Here is a 15174-nt window from a genome sequence, read left to right on the forward strand (position 1 = left end):
GGCGTCAGACGCGCCGGCATTGTTAAGGTCGATAGTTGCCCGCAAGCGCGGGCCCGCCCTTCGCCCATCGGAGATTCCATGCGCCGACCCCGACCGCTGCAGCCGCTGCTGCTCGCGAGCCTGATCGCCACCTTTGCCCTGCCTGCCGCTGCGCAGCGCGACATCCGCTTCGACAGCGCACAGACGCCGGCCGGCGGCACCCTGGTGCTGGCGGTTCCGGACGTCACCGACGGCGGCGCACGCAGCGGCGCGTTCGCACAGATCGACGCCGCCAGTCACGGTGCGCTGTCCCGGGCCATCGCCGCGGCCGGCTTCAGCGGCAAGGCCGACAGCCAGCTCGACCTGCCGGGCATCGCCGGCTACGACCGCGTGCTGCTGATCGGCACCGGCGCCGGCACGCCCGATACGCGCCGGATCGAGGACGTCGGCGGCCAGGTCGGTCGGTTCGCCGCACGCAGCCGTGCGCCGCAGATCGACGTACTGTGGGAAGGCGCCGAATCGGGCGCCGCCGCGCACCTCGCGTTCGGCGCCGCGCTGGGCCAGTATCGCTTCGACACCTACCGCAGCGGGGGCGACGCCCAGGCGGCCGGGACCGGCACGCTGGTCGTGCGCAGCCCCGCGGGCGCCGATGCCGCGCGCACCTGGGACGGCGATTGGAAGGCGGTGGCCGAGGGGGTGGCGTTCGCACGCGACCTGGTCACCGAACCGGCCAACGTGCTGTATCCCGAGGTGTTCGTCGCGCGGACGCGCGAGGCGTTCGCCGGCAAACCGAACGTCAGCATCGAGGTGCTCGACGTGCCGGCGATGGACAAGCTGGGCATGGGCAGCCTGCTGGCCGTGGGGCAGGGCAGTGCGCGGCCGCCGCGGCTGATGGTCGTGCGCTACAACGGCGGCGCGCGCGGCGAGGCCCCGGTCGCGTTCGTCGGCAAGGGCATCACTTTCGACACCGGCGGCATCTCGATCAAGGGCAGCGAGAACATGTGGCGCATGAAGTACGACATGACCGGCGCGGCCAGTGCGACCGGCGCCGTGCTCGCGCTCGCCGGCCGCAACGCGAAGGTCAACGCCGTGGCCGTGGCCGCGCTGGCCGAGAACATGCCCTCGGGCACCGCCGCGCGCCCCGGCGACGTGGTGCGCACCGCGTCCGGCAAGACCTACGAAATCATGAGCACCGACGCGGAAGGGCGCATGGTGCTGGTCGATGCGCTGTGGTACGTCCAGCGCCAGGACAACCCGCGCGTGATTATCGATATCGCCACGCTGACCGGCGCGATCGTCACCGCGCTGGGCAACGATTACGCCGGCCTGTTCACCCGCGACGATGCCCTGGCCGCGCAACTCACTGCCGCAGGCCAGGCGGCCGGCGAGCCGGTCTGGCGCATGCCGATGCATCCGGGCTACGGCAAGCTGCTCGAATCGCCGATCGCCGACCTGCGCAACGGCGGCGGCCGCCCGGGCTCGGGCACGGCGGCGCACTTCATCGGCGAGTGGATCGATCCGGGCCGCGCCTGGGCGCACCTGGACATCGCCGGCATGGCCTGGCGCGACGGCAACGAGCTGCCGACGACCCCGGCCGGCGCATCGGCCTTTGGTGTGCGGCTGTTCGACCGCTTCGTGCGGGAGAACTACGAGCGCTGAGGTCGTCCCTCACGTTCGGCGTTCTGTGCTGACCGCTTGGACCAAGGCGCCGGGATGGCTCCCTGCCTGCAAAGCGGGGGCGGGCTGTCCCGCAATCACCGCGCGCTCCCTCCCCCGCATCGCGGGGGAGGGCTGGGGTGGGGGCATCGGGCCGCTGGCGGAACCTCCCGGTCCCGAGATCGGCTCTCATGCCGCGCTCTGGGTTTTCGGCGGCCCGATCGTTTGCGCTCTGCCAACCGGTTCCCGCGGGCGAGGGCGTCGGCGCGGAGGCCGAGGGCGGGCCCCGCTACAATTGCGCCCATGATCGACAACCTCGCCGCCTACCACTTCGCCGCCATCGACGATCCGGCTGCCGTCGCCGACTGGCTGCGTGCGCTGGCCGAAGCCGGCGAACTGCGCGGCACGGTGCTCGTCGCCCCGGAGGGGATCAACCTGTTCCTGGCCGGCGCCGCTGCGGCCATCGACACGCTGGTCGAAGCAGTACGCGCTGACCCGCGATTTTCCACGCTGCAGGTCAAGCGCAGCGGCAGCGAGGGGGTGCCGTTCGCACGGCTGAAGGTCAAGGTCAAACCCGAGATCATCAGTTTCCGCAGGCCCGAGGCGATGCCGCTGGCGGCACCGGCCCGTGCGCCCGATGTCGCGCCCGAAGACCTGGCGCGCTGGATCGCGCAGGGTCACGACGATGCAGGTCGCCGGCTGGTGTTGCTCGACACGCGCAACCGCGAGGAAGTCGCCCACGGCAGCTTCGCCGGCGCGCTGAGCCTGCCGATCGACAACTTCACCGAACTGCCGGAGGCGCTGGCGCCGCACCGCGATGGGCTGCGCGATGCGACCATCGTGAGCTTTTGCACCGGCGGCATCCGTTGCGAGAAGGCGGCGCTGTGGATGCGTGCCGACGGCATGGACAATGTGCTGCAACTCGACGGCGGCATTCTGGGGTACTTCGAACGCGTGGGCGGCTTCGGCTACGACGGCCGCTGCTTCGTCTTCGACGAGCGCGTCGCGCTCGATCCCGCGCTGCGCCCGCTGCACGATGGAGCGGAGGCCGCGTGAGCTGGCTCGGCTTCGTCCTGGTCATCGTCGGCATCTGGCTGGCCTTCAAGGTGGCCGGCGTGGTGCTGCGTCTGCTGGTGACCGTGTTGATCCTGGTCGCCGCCTACTGGTGGCTGGCGCCGTATCTGGGCTGGCCGCCGCTGGCCGAGGTCTGGCATGTGCTGGGTCCGGATGTCCGGCTGCCGGACGCCTCGCTGCCGAAGATCGGCGGGTTGTTTTAAGCGGCGGGCCTGTGCCCCCACCCGACGCGCGCTGCGCGTCGACCTCCCCCGCAGGCGGGGGAGGGGCAAGCTTGCGTCCCCTCACCCGCGGCGCTGCAGCTCTGCGCCCTCCCCGAACGCACGGGCTGCGGCTCTGCCCCTTCCGCGACGTGCGGGATAGCGCTGCCCCTTCCCCGGAACGCACGGATCGCGGCTCTGCCCCTTCCCCCGCGGGATAGCTCTGCCTCTTCCCCGGAACGTGCGGGCTGCGGCTCTGCCCCTTCCCCCGCGGGGTAGCTCTGCCCTTTCCCCGGAACGCACGGATCGCGGCTCTGCCACTTCCCCCCGGGGTAGCTCTGCCTCCTCCCCGGAACGTGCGGGCTGCGGCTCTGCCCCTTCCCCCGCGACGCGGGGGAAGGTTGGGATGGGGGCGCTTTTGGGGGCGACCCGTGTCCACCCGCGCGCCGGGCAGGTCGGCCTCGGCACGCTGATGTGCCGGCTCAGCCGAACTCCCGCGATGGCAGCACGAAGCGGCGGTCGGGGCGGCCAACGAGGTCGAGGAAGGTGTTGAAGACCGCCTCGGCGCGCGCCTGCATCGGTGCGATGTGCTGCGCGGTCAGTGCGCGGATCGCATCGGCGTCGTGCGGCAGGCCGGCGCTGGCGAGCTCGTCGCGATAGGCCGGCGTGCCGAGCCAGCGTTCGATCAGCGGCGCGTCCATCTCCAGGTGGAACTGGAACCCGTAGGCGTTGTCGCCATAGCGGAAGGCCTGCTGCTCGCAACTGTCGGTGCGCGCCAGGTGCACGGCGCTGCCGGGAATCTCGAAATGCCGACCATGCCACTGGAACACCGGGGCACCGGCACCGAGCGGGGCGAGCACGGGGTCGCCGAGCCCGGCCTCGGTGCTGCGCAGCGGATACCAGCCGATCTCAGGCCGCTCGATGCGCCTCACCGGCGCACCGAGCACGTGCGCCAGCAACTGCGCGCCCAGGCAGATGCCCAGCACCGGGCGACCGAGTTCGAGCATGCGCTCGATCGCGCGCAACTCGGTCAGCAGATGCGCCCGTGCGTGCCGGTCCTCGACGTTCATCGGACCGCCCAGCACGATCAGACCGCGGTAGCGATCGACCGTCGGCTGCGCATCGGGCTCACGCTCGAAGTTGACGAAGCGGATCCGGTGTCCGCGTCGGCGGATCAGCGGATCGAGCGTGCCCAACGGCTCGGCGGCGACATGCTGGAAAACAAGAATGCGGGGCATCCCCCGATTCTAGGCACATCCCAAACCGGGGTCAGAGTCGAATTTCGCTATGGAACACCGGGGTCGAGCGCACGTCAGGCGAAATTCGACTCTGACCCCGGTTTCTAGTGTCAGTCGCGGCGGGGGCCTTTGCGCGGACCGCCGGGGCGGAAGCCGGGCTTGCCGTGCGGCTTGCCGGCGAACGGACGCTTGCCGCTGCGCGGCGGGGCGGCGGCCATGTCGGCCTCCTCGGCGCGGCGCATGCGGATCGATTGACCGGCCACACGCACCTTCTTCAGGTGCTCGAGCAGCTCGCGCGGCATGCCTTCGGGCAGGTCGACCAGGCTGTAGTCGTCGCGGATGTCGATCCGGCCGATGTAGCGGCTTTCCAGGTCGGCCTCGTTGGCGATCGCACCGACGATGTTGCCCGGCTGCACGCCGTGCACGTAGCCGACTTCGATGCGGAAGGTCTCCATGCCCACGTCGGGCTCGCGCGGGCCCTGGTCGGGGCGCGGCGCACGAGGCTCGCGGGGCTCCCGCGGCTCGCGTGCGGCGCGCGAGGCTTCGCGACCACCGGGCCGCTCGACGAATTCGCGCTCGAACGGCTTCTCGGGCTTGCGCGGCGGATCGAGCAACAGCGGCGTGTCGCCCTGGACCAGGGTGGCCAGGGCCGCGGCGATCTCGGCGGCGGGCACGTTGTGCTCGCGCTCGTAGCGATCGACCAGGTCGCGGAACTGCGCCAGTTGCGGGCTCTCCAGCGCGCCGGTGATCTTCTCCAGGAAGCGGTCGACGCGGCGTTCGTTGACGATCTCGACCGTCGGCAGTTGCATCTGCTCGATCTTCTGCCGGGTCGCGCGCTCGATCGCGCCGAGCATGCCGCGCTCGCGCGGGGCCACGAACAGGATCGCCTCGCCGCTGCGCCCGGCGCGGCCGGTACGGCCGATCCGGTGCACGTAGCTTTCGGTGTCGTAGGGGATGTCGTAGTTGAGCACGTGGCTGATGCGCTCCACGTCCAGCCCGCGCGCGGCGACGTCGGTCGCCACCAGGACATCGATACGGCCATCCTTGAGCTGCTGGATGGTCTTCTCGCGCTGCTTCTGGTCGAGATCGCCGTTGATCGCGGCCGCGGCCAGGCCGCGCGCCGAGAGCTTCTCGGCCAGTTCCTCGGTCGCCAGCTTGGTGCGCGCGAAGATGATCATCGCGTCGAACGGTTCGGCTTCCAGGATCCGGGTCAGCGCATCGAGCTTGTTGGTGCCGCTGACCATCCAGTAGCGCTGGCGAATGTTGGCGGCCGTCGTGGTGGTCGCCTTGATCGCGATCTCGACCGGCTCGCGCAGATAGGTCTGCGCGATGCGCCGGATCTGGGTCGGCATCGTCGCCGAGAACAGCGCCACCTGGCGCGTGTCCGGCGTCTTCTTCAGCACCGCTTCGACGTCATCGATGAAGCCCATGCGCAGCATCTCGTCGGCCTCGTCGAGCACCAGCGCGCGCAGCTCCGACAGATCGAGCGAGCCGCGCTCGAGGTGGTCGATCACGCGGCCGGGCGTGCCGACGATCACCTGCACGCCGCGCTTGAGCGCCGACAGCTGCTGGCCGTAGCCCTGACCGCCGTAGATCGGCAGCACATGGAAGCCGGGCATGTGCGCGGCGTACTTCTGGAACGCCTCGGCGACCTGGATCGCCAGTTCGCGGGTGGGGGCGAGCACCAGCGCCTGCGGCTTGCGGGCGGCCGGGTCGATGCGCGCCAGGATCGGCAGCGCGAATGCGGCGGTCTTGCCGGTGCCGGTCTGCGCCTGGCCGAGCACGTCGCGGCCTTCGAGCAGCGGGGGGATGGTCGCGGCCTGGATCGGCGACGGCGACTCGTAGCCCACGCCGGCCAGCGCGCGCAGCAGCGTCTCGGGCAAGGCGAGGTCGGTGAACTTGGGGGTCGAAGCGGGGGCGATGGGCGTCTCGGCGCTCATGGTGCGGTCTCTCGTAGCGCCGGCGCGGTGCCGGTCGGGGGAACCGCATAGTGTAACCCGCGATGGCCCCGGGATCGCGGAATGCGTATCGAAGCCGACGGCAGCAGCCGGCCTGGAGCCCTGACGACGCGTGGTGCGACCAGGCGCGGATGCCTGCGCGATCCGGATCGCCCGGTCCGCGGCTGCTCAGGGCGAGGCGATCAGGCGCGGCGCTGCATCGTCGATCCGCAGGGCTTGGTCGTCGTCGAGGAACGTGAGGGGATATGTGGCCCCGTAGGTGCGGCGGATCTCGGCGATCAGGGCGGGCGGATACGGCGGCAAGGCACCGTCGGCGTGCGGGATCACGACGGTATCGACCAGCCCAAGTCCCCGACGCTCGGCCAGCGCCGGCGCCTCGGCCGGGTCGTCCATCAGCGATGCGGGTTCGATACTGGGACCGGTCACGATCGCTCCGGCACTGGCCCCGATATAGGGCAGGCCGGCCTGGACCTGCGCCACCAACGCCGCGTCGACATTGCGGCGACGCAATGCCGCCAGCAGGGCGAACGTATTGCCGCCGGCGACGTAGAGCGCATCGAGTCCCTCGAGCGTTGCGCCGAACGCGGCCGGATCCTCGAAGTCGCCCGCGGTCAGCGCGATCACCCGGTACCCCTGGGCCACGATCCGCGCGCGCTCGGCGGCCACGAACGGCAGCCCCGCGTAGGGACGCGCGGCGTCGTCGAGATAGCCCAGTCGCACAGTCGACGCGGGCCGACCGACGTGGTCGGCGATGAAGTCGGGAAGCGCCCCGGTCCCGAGCGAGAGCAGCAGAAGTCGCATGGCCCATTGTAGTGGCTGCGCTGCGTGCAGCGATTGCCGACCGTTGGAGCGCGCTTTGCTCCGATTCTCCGCGTCTTGTCATGCTCTGGCCCATCATGGCGCCCACAAGCCGAACGCAGAGGAACCGATGGCGACGATCCGCGTCCACCACCTGAACAACTCCCGCTCCCAGCGCGTGCTGTGGTTGCTCGAGGAGCTGGGGCAACCCTACGAGGTCGTGCGCTATCAGCGCGACGCCCGCACCATGCTTGCCCCCGAGGCGCTGCGCGCGGTGCATCCGCTGGGAAAATCGCCGGTGGTCGAGCTCGACGGCCGCGTGCTGGTGGAGTCGGGGGCGATCGTCGAAACTCTGGTCGAGCGCTTCGACCCCACGCATACGCTCTCGCCCGCGCCGGACGACGAGGACGCGCGGCTGCGCTACCGGCAATGGCTGCACTACGCCGAAGGCTCGGCGATGCCGCCGCTGCTGCTGACCCTGGTGATGGCGCGCCTGCGCAGCGCGCCGATGCCGTTCTTCGTGCGGCCGATCGCGCGCGGCATCGCCGACCGGACGATGCAGGCGTTTGTCGGCCCGCAACTGGCCACGCATCTGGGCTATGTCGAGCGCGAACTGCAGGCGCAGCCGTGGTTGCTCGGCGAGCGCTTCAGCGCGGCCGACATCCAGATGAGCTTTCCGCTGGAGGCCGCAGTGGCGCGCGCGGGCGAGTACGTCGGTCCGCATATCCGCGACTTCGTCGAGCGGATCCATGCGCGGCCGGCCTACCGGCGCGCGCTCGAGGTCGGCGGTCCCTACGAGCTGGGGCGATGAGCACGACGGTCCTGCCGCAGGTCGCGCTGACGCATGGTCTGCGCTTGGACAACTGCTTCGTGCGCGAGCTGCCGGGCGATGCCGAGGCCGGCAGCCGGCGGCGCCAGGTCGAGGGTGCGCTGTGGTCGCCGGTCCTGCCGACGCCGGTCGCTGCGCCGCGCTTGCTCGCGCATTCGGCCGAGATGGCGCAGGCGCTGGGCTTCGATGCCCAGACCGTCGCCTCGCCGGCATTCGCGCAGGTCTTCGGCGGCAACGCGCTCGCACCGGGGATGATGCCCTTCGCCGGCAACTACGGCGGGCACCAGTTCGGTCACTGGGCCGGGCAGCTCGGCGATGGCCGCGCGATCACCCTGGGCGAGGGCGTTGCCGACGACGGACAGCGTTGGGAGTTGCAGCTCAAGGGCGCCGGGCCCACGCCGTACTCGCGCACTGCCGACGGCCGGGCGGTGCTGCGCTCGTCGATCCGCGAATTCGTCTGCAGTGAGGCGATGCATCACCTGGGCATCCCGACCACGCGCGCCCTGTCGCTGGTCGCCACCGGCGATGCGGTCGTGCGCGACATGTTCTACGACGGCCATCCGGCCGCCGAGCCGGGCGCGGTGGTGTGCCGGGTCGCGCCGTCGTTCGTGCGCTTCGGGCATTTCGAGTTGCCGGCCGCGCGCGGCGACCTTGCGCTGCTCAAGCGCCTGGCCGACTTCACGATCGCCCGCGACTTTCCGCATCTGGCCGGCCAGGGCGAGACGCGATACGGCGACTGGTTCGCCGAGGTCTGTACCCGCACTGCGACAATGATCGCCGGCTGGATGCGCGTGGGCTTCGTGCACGGCGTCATGAACACCGACAACATGTCGATCCTGGGCCTGACGATCGACTACGGGCCGTATGGCTGGGTCGACGACTACGACCCGGACTGGACGCCCAATACCACCGATGCCCAGGGCCGGCGCTATCGCTTCGGTTGGCAGCCGCGGATCGCGCACTGGAACCTCGGGCGGCTGGCGCAGGCACTGGCGCCGCTGTTCGGTGAGGTCGCGCCGCTGCAGGCCGGGCTCGACGCCTATGCCGCCGCCTACGGCGCCGCCGATCGCGACAACACCGCCGCCAAGCTCGGTCTGCCGGATGCGCGCGAGGGCGACGTCGCGCTGATGCAGCGCCTGTACGGCCTGCTGCAGGAAGGGGAGGCCGACATGACACTGTTCTTCCGAGGGCTGGCCGATCTCGACCTCGCCGCGCCGTCGCTCGATCCGGTTGGCGAGGCGTTCTACGACCCGGCGCGCCGCGCGGCGGTCGAGGACGGGCTGGCCGCGTGGTTGCGCGACTACGCCACGCGCCTGGCCGACACCGCCGAACCCGCCGAGACCCGACGGTCGCGCATGCACGCGGCCAACCCGCGCTACGTGCCGCGCAACTACCTGACCCAGCAGGCGATCGACCGCGCCGAGGGCGGCGATGCGGCAGGCATTGCCGAGCTGCTGGACGTGCTGCGCCGCCCCTACGACGATCAGCCGGGGCGTGACGCCTTCGCCGCGCGCCGGCCGGATTGGGCGCGCAGCAAGCCGGGCTGCTCGATGCTCTCGTGCAGTTCCTGACGGTCTGGTTGCGCCGGGCGATCGCGCGGGGACGTGGCGCCAGTCGTGACCGCGGTCGCGGCCTGCCGACACCGGGCATGGCAGGCTGGCGTTGTCTCTGGCTGCCTGGTGTTCCCATGAAACCGCTCGCTGCCTCGCTCTCGCTGCTGCTGCTCGCCGCGTGCACCGACGCCGATCGTGCACCGACGTCTCCCGGCGCTACGGCCGATCCTGGCGTTGCGCCGACATCGGACGCCCGCGCCACACCCGCTCCGCCGCCCGCCACGACCGGCGCCCCGGCGCCGGAGGCCGTCACATTCTGTCCGGACGGCGAAACCGTCGTATTCGGCTGCCGCAACGCAGCAGGGGTCGATGCGTTGTGCGGGTCGCCCGACGGCGCGCGCATGACGTACCGAAGCGGCGCAGCGCAGGGAACGGCGCCCCCCGTGGTCTATCCGTCCGACGACACCGCGCCGGCGCAGGCGTTTCGTGGCGGCACACTGATGTATTCGGGCGGTGGCGGCGCCTTCCTGCGCTTCGATTACCAGGGGCAGGTCCACACGCTGTTTACCGGCATCGGACGCGGCTGGGAGAAGGCCGGCGTCGCGATCGCGCCGGTCGGCGGTGGCGACGCGGTCGAGCGCCGCTGCGATGGCGAGGCGGTGTCGCAGATCGGGCCTGCGTTGTTCGAGCGGCTCGGGATCCCGAACGACCCCGCAGGCTTCGACATTCCCTAGGGCGCAGCGTCGGCCGCCGCGCGGCACCATGACCCCGGGCCGGGGGCCGGTCGGTCATGCGGCACGGCATGATCGACCGGCGTGTACGCCTTCCGCTGCGCCGCTCAGTTCAGGATCGCGCTGGCGCGCGCGTAGTAGGCCTCGCGGTCGGCCAGGCCGTTGGTGCCGCCATTGATCAGGCGCGTGACCTGGGTGAAGTTGCCGGCATCGGCGGCGGCGTTGATACCGCGGCTTTCCCAATACCAGGCGGCGATGCGTGCGGCGTTCTCCGGCTGCGCGGCGAGCTCGGGGTTGTTCACCAGGTCCAGGCCGAGGGCGCGCCCGGCCTCGGTGTAGTTGTGGCGGCCGGTCACCTGGATGTAGCCGCGCCCCTTGTAACGCTCGCCGTCGCCCGGCTGGGTGTTGCCCAGGTCCGCGCGGCCTTCGTATGCCGCACCGCTGGCGATCTCTTCCATGTAATGGAAGCCGCCGCTCTCGTGCGCCAATTGGGCGATGAACATCGCCTGGCGCTGCGGGGTGTCGATGTTGGCCTCGGCCATCGCGGCATTGAGGTGCGGCGCCACCGCTTCGGCCTTCGCGGCGCTGAGGGTCGGCACGATCTGCTGCAGCTCGGCTGCGGTGACGCCGCCCGCGCCGCCGGTCGCGGGCGGTGCGGTCGGGTCCGGGCCCTCGACCGGGCCGGCACCGTCGCCGCCGGTCCCGCCACCGCTGGGACCCGGCAGCTGGATCCGGTCGCCGACCACGATCAGGTCGGGGTTGTGGATCTGCGGGTTGGCGTCGAGCAGCGCCTGCACGGTCGTGCCGTTGGCCGAGGCGATGCCCGACAGCGAGTCGCCGGGCTGCACGGTGTAGCTGCCACCGCCGCCGCTGGCGGCCTGCGTGGTGCCGCCGGGGACGTTGATGGCATCGCCGGGATAGATGACATCGGGGTTCAGCACCTGAGGGTTCGCCGCCAGCAGCGTGTCGAGCGGCACCCCGAGCTGCGCGGCCAGGCCGGACAGGGTGTCGCCGTGCTGGACGGTCAGCGCGCGCCCGCTGGGCGCATCGGAAGCGGGAAGGGCGGTCTGCGGACCGACGGCGGAAATGGCATTCATCGACGTCTCCTTCGGGGGGCGATCGCGCTGCGACGCGGACGTGCGATCAGGGGTGTCTTTCTGGATACGCCGGTTCCGGGGCCGGTCCAACTAGGGATCACCCTAAGGGCGCGGGTTCAGGTGCGTCCGATGTCCGAGACTGCGATGGCGGTCCGGTCAGCGGCGCGGACCGCTACACTGTGCGGATGCCTTTGATGACCTTGAATGCCGTCGACTACAGCGTCGGCGGCCCTTTGCTGCTGGACGGCGTGGAATTTTCGATCGAACGCGGCGAGCGCGTGGCGCTGATCGGCCGCAACGGTGCCGGCAAGTCCACCCTGATGCGCCTGATCGACGGCGAGCTGAAGCCCGACGACGGCGAGATCCGCCGCGAGCAGGGCGTACGCGTGACCCGCCTGGAGCAGGAAGTGCCCGCGGGCGCTGACGGCAGCATCTTCGACGTCGTGGCGGGTGGCCTGGGCGAGGCGGGCGCGGCGCTGGCCGAGTACCACCGCCTGCTGCACGCCGAGGACTACGACGCACTCGCCGACGTCCAGGCGCGCATCGACGCCCTCGACGGCTGGCGCATCGACCAGCGTGTGACCGAGGTCCTCGAACGCCTGCAGCTCGACGGCGATGCCGCATTCACCCGGCTGTCGGGTGGCATGAAGCGCCGCGTGCTGCTGGCGCGTGCGGTGGTGTCGGTGCCGGACATCCTGCTGCTCGACGAGCCGACCAATCATCTCGACATCGCCGCGATCGACTGGCTCGAAGGCTTCCTCAAGCAGTGGCCCGGCGCGATCGTGTTCGTCACCCATGACCGCCGATTCCTGCGTGCGCTGGCCACGCGCATCATCGAGATCGATCGCGGCAAGCTGACCAGCTGGCCCGGCGACTGGGACAACTACGTGCGCCGCCGCGAGGAACGCCTCAACGCCGAGGCCCAGGAGCAGGCGCGTTTCGACAAGATGCTGGCGCAGGAAGAGGCGTGGATCCGACAGGGCATCAAGGCCCGCCGTACCCGCGACGAAGGCCGCGTGCGCCGGCTCAAGGCGATGCGCGTCGAACGTGCGCAGCGCCGCGATCTCACCGGTAACGTGCGCATGGCGGCGGCCTCGGCCGGCAATTCCGGCAAGAAGGTCGTCGAGCTCAAAGACATCAGCTTCGGCTTCGGCGATCGCGTCCTGATCCGCGATTTCTCCACGACGATCTTCCGCGGCGATCGCATCGGCCTGATCGGCGCCAACGGCACCGGCAAGACCACGCTGCTCAAATTGCTGCTGGGCGAGCTGCAGCCGCAGACCGGTGAGGTGCGCGCGGGCACGCAGCTTCAGATCGCGTACTTCGACCAGTACCGCGCGACGCTGCGCGAGGACTGGAACGCGTTGGAGAACGTGGCCGAGGGCCAGGACTTCGTCGAGATCAACGGCACCCGCAAGCACGTGATCGGCTATCTGCAGGATTTCCTGTTCACGCCCGAACGCGCGCGTGCGCCGATCACCCGCCTCTCGGGCGGCGAGCGCAACCGTCTGCTGCTGGCCAAGCTGTTCGCGCAGCCGTCCAACCTGCTGGTGATGGACGAACCGACCAACGACCTCGACGTCGAGACGCTGGAACTGCTCGAAGAACTGCTGGGCGAGTATCCCGGCACGCTGCTGCTGGTCAGCCACGACCGCGACTTCCTCGACAACGTGGTCACCTCGACGCTGGTGATGGAAGGCGAGGGTCACGTCGGCGAGTACATCGGCGGGTACGAGGACTGGCTGCGCCAACGCCCGCAGCCGGGCGAGGCGCTGCCGGCGACCACGCTCGCGGCGAAATCCGCGGCCAGCGCAGTGCACGCCGCTTCGACGCCGGCCGTGACCGAGGCGCCGGTCACGGCCAAGCGCAAGCTCAGCTACAAGGACCAGCGCGAGCTCGAACAATTGCCCGGCCGCATCGAGCAGTTGGAGACGGACATCGCGCGCATGACCGAGGAGATGAACACGCCGGCGTTCTATCAGCGCGACGCCGCCGGCATCGCCGCGCATGGCCAGCAGCTGCAGCAGCTGCAGGACGCGCTCGATGCCGCCTACCTGCGCTGGACCGAACTCGACGCCTGACGCTCACTCACGACGGCCGCCCCGTGCTGATCACCCGACCGCTGCCCGCCGACACCGACCTGCTCGCGCTGCAGCGCGCCGCGCCCGCACGCCATCCACTGCTGCTGCAGTCGGTGGCGCACGGCACCGCGCAATCGCGCTGGGACCTGCTGCTGGCGACCGACGGCGCATCGCTGCGACTGGATGCCGATGGCATCACGCGCGATGCCGACGGTCGCAGCCTCGAGGGCGCATTTCTCGATTTGCTCGATGCCCAGTGGCGCGCCGCACGCAGCGATCGCGACGAACCGCGCTGGCCCTTCCGCGGCGGCTGGGCGCTGTACCTGGGCTATGAACTCGCCGGCCAAGTCGAACCGGTGCTGGACCTGCCCGCCGCTGTCGGCCATCTGCCGGTCGCGATGGCCTGGCGCTGTCCGGCCGCGGTGCTGCGCGACCACGCCACGGGCGAGGTCGTCGCGGTCGCCGAGCCCGGCCACGCCGCGTTGCTCGACGCCCTGATCGAGGCGGCGGCGGTCGCGCCTGCGCCGTTGCCCGCCTGGCGCGCGCCGCTCGCGCTCGACGAAGACACCCCGGCGCGCTTCACCGACGGGGTGCGCCACGTGCTCGACTACCTCGCTGCCGGCGACGTGTTTCAGGCCAACCTCTCGCGCGGCTGGCGTGCGACCTTCGCCGGCGCGCTCGATCCTGCCGCGCTTTACGCCCGCCTGCGCGAGCACAACCCCGCGCCATTCGCCGGCCTGCTGCAGGGCGCGGGCTGGGCGGTCGCCAGCGCCTCGCCCGAGCGTCTGGTCTCGGTACGCGGCGACCTCGTCGAGACCCGGCCGATCGCCGGCACCCGCGCCCGCTTCGACGGCGACGACGACCTGGCCCGCGTGCAGGAACTGGTCGGCCACCCGAAGGAGCGCGCCGAGCATGTGATGCTGGTGGACCTGGAGCGCAACGACCTGGGGCGCGTGTGCGTGGCCGGCAGCGTCGAAGTCGACGAGCTGATGTGCGTGGAGAGCTACGCGCACGTGCACCACATCGTCAGCAATGTGCGCGGCCGACTGCGCTCCGACGCGACGCCGGGGCGGACGATCGCCGCGGTGTTCCCCGGCGGCACGATCACCGGCTGCCCGAAGGTCCGCTGCATGCAGATCATCGCCGAGCTCGAAGGGCAGGGCCGTGGTGCCTACACCGGCGCGATGGGCTGGCTGAACCGTGATGGCGACCTCGATCTCAACATCCTGATCCGCAGCGCCGAGATCGAAGGCGACACCGCGCGCTTCCGCACCGGCGCCGGCATCGTCGCCGACTCCGACCCTGCGCGCGAACTCGACGAGACCCGCGCCAAGGCCCGCGGCACCCTCCGCGCGCTGGGGTGCGATGGCTGAGGCGTTCGTCGCGCAGGTCTTGCGCGAGGACGCACGCCCCCGCAATCAACTCCCCCGCACGCGGGGAGGTCGGTGCCGGAGGCGCCCGGTGGGGGCAAGCGCTTGTCGCGGAAAGGGCCCCCATCCCAGCCTTCCCCCGTAAAAAACGGGGGAAGGGGCCAAAAGCCCTCATCGCGCGAGAACACCTCGCCGCCTGAGGCGGTGCGCGGAATCACCTCCCCGCTCGCGGGGAGGTCGGTGCGCACCGTGCGCCGGGTGGGGGCAAGCGCTTGTCGCGGAACGCGACCCCCATCCCAGCCTTCCCCCGTAAAAACGGGGGAAGGGGACAAAAGCCTTCATTGCACGAGAACACCTCGACCGCCTGAGAGGGTGCGCGGAATCACCTCCTCCGCTCGCGAGGAGGTCGGTGCCGAAGGCGCCGGGTGGGGGTAAGTGCTTGTCGCGGAACGCGGCCCCCATCCCAGCCTTCCCCCGTAAAAAACGGGGGAAGGGGCCAAAAGCCCTCATCGCGCGAGAACACCCCCACGCCTGAGGCGGTGCGCGGAATCACCTCCCCCGCTCGCGGGGAGGTCGGTGCGCACCGCGCGCCGGGGGGGGGCGAGCGCGT

At 71.1% G+C, this 15174-nt stretch carries 12 protein-coding genes; 8 read left to right on the plus strand and 4 right to left on the minus strand.

Annotated features, from left to right (window positions below):
* Positions 1-78: 78 nt before the first annotated feature.
* The 3 genes from ABE488_RS06090 to ABE488_RS06100 all read left to right on the plus strand — a co-directional run bounded on the left by ABE488_RS06090 (position 79) and on the right by ABE488_RS06100 (position 2912).
* Entirely contained in the window at positions 79-1638 is a 1560-nt protein-coding gene (locus ABE488_RS06090; RefSeq protein ID WP_346447501.1) for a leucyl aminopeptidase, read from the plus strand.
* A 300-nt stretch (positions 1639-1938) separates the two neighbouring features.
* Positions 1939-2691, plus strand: coding sequence for a sulfurtransferase (locus ABE488_RS06095; RefSeq protein ID WP_346447502.1), 753 nt, complete (start codon positions 1939-1941; stop codon positions 2689-2691).
* Positions 2688-2912, plus strand: coding sequence for a hypothetical protein (locus ABE488_RS06100; RefSeq protein ID WP_346447503.1), 225 nt, complete (start codon positions 2688-2690; stop codon positions 2910-2912). Before ABE488_RS06095 ends, ABE488_RS06100 begins: the two co-directional genes overlap by 4 nt.
* A 479-nt stretch (positions 2913-3391) precedes the next feature.
* Here ABE488_RS06100 and ABE488_RS06105 read toward each other — a convergent pair whose 3' ends face one another.
* The 3 genes from ABE488_RS06105 to ABE488_RS06115 all read right to left on the minus strand — a co-directional run bounded on the left by ABE488_RS06105 (position 3392) and on the right by ABE488_RS06115 (position 6906).
* Positions 3392-4147 (minus strand): glutamine amidotransferase, encoded by a 756-nt coding sequence (locus tag ABE488_RS06105; RefSeq protein ID WP_346447504.1) that lies wholly within the window; start codon positions 4145-4147, stop codon positions 3392-3394.
* Positions 4148-4257: 110 nt separating this feature from the next.
* Positions 4258-6087 (minus strand): DEAD/DEAH box helicase, encoded by a 1830-nt coding sequence (locus ABE488_RS06110; RefSeq protein ID WP_346447505.1) that lies wholly within the window; start codon positions 6085-6087, stop codon positions 4258-4260.
* A gap of 186 nt (positions 6088-6273) precedes the next feature.
* The gene (locus ABE488_RS06115; RefSeq protein WP_346447506.1) at positions 6274-6906 is read right to left on the minus strand and encodes a Type 1 glutamine amidotransferase-like domain-containing protein; all 633 of its coding nucleotides are present in this window, start codon (positions 6904-6906) and stop codon (positions 6274-6276) included.
* A gap of 127 nt (positions 6907-7033) precedes the next feature.
* Here ABE488_RS06115 and ABE488_RS06120 point away from each other — a divergent pair, with 127 nt between their 5' ends.
* From ABE488_RS06120 to ABE488_RS06130, 3 genes are read left to right on the plus strand one after another with little or no spacing between them, the layout of a single operon-like run.
* Positions 7034-7714 (plus strand): glutathione S-transferase, encoded by a 681-nt coding sequence (locus ABE488_RS06120; protein ID WP_346444641.1) that lies wholly within the window; start codon positions 7034-7036, stop codon positions 7712-7714.
* Positions 7711-9303, plus strand: coding sequence for a protein adenylyltransferase SelO (locus ABE488_RS06125; RefSeq protein WP_346447507.1), 1593 nt, complete (start codon positions 7711-7713; stop codon positions 9301-9303). Before ABE488_RS06120 ends, ABE488_RS06125 begins: the two co-directional genes overlap by 4 nt.
* Entirely contained in the window at positions 9255-10019 is a 765-nt protein-coding gene (locus ABE488_RS06130) for a hypothetical protein (RefSeq protein ID WP_346447508.1), read from the plus strand. The genes ABE488_RS06125 and ABE488_RS06130 overlap by 49 nt, the downstream gene beginning before the upstream one ends.
* Positions 10020-10123: 104 nt before the next feature.
* Here ABE488_RS06130 and ABE488_RS06135 read toward each other — a convergent pair whose 3' ends face one another.
* Positions 10124-11113: a LysM peptidoglycan-binding domain-containing protein gene (locus ABE488_RS06135; protein ID WP_346447509.1), complete on the minus strand. Its 990-nt coding sequence runs from the start codon at positions 11111-11113 to the stop codon at positions 10124-10126.
* Between the two features lie 185 nt (positions 11114-11298).
* On the opposite strand from ABE488_RS06135, the gene ABE488_RS06140 reads away from it, so the two are divergent.
* Together ABE488_RS06140 and ABE488_RS06145 are read left to right on the plus strand one after the other, a co-directional pair.
* Positions 11299-13194, plus strand: a complete 1896-nt coding sequence (locus ABE488_RS06140; RefSeq protein WP_346447510.1) for an ATP-binding cassette domain-containing protein — start codon at positions 11299-11301, stop codon at positions 13192-13194.
* A gap of 23 nt (positions 13195-13217) precedes the next feature.
* Positions 13218-14567, plus strand: coding sequence for an aminodeoxychorismate synthase component I (locus tag ABE488_RS06145; RefSeq protein ID WP_346447511.1), 1350 nt, complete (start codon positions 13218-13220; stop codon positions 14565-14567).
* Positions 14568-15174: the final 607 nt, after the last annotated feature.

It is taken from the genome of Luteimonas sp. TWI662 (assembly GCF_039673825.1).
In the GTDB taxonomy this organism is placed as follows: Bacteria; Pseudomonadota; Gammaproteobacteria; order Xanthomonadales; family Xanthomonadaceae; genus Luteimonas.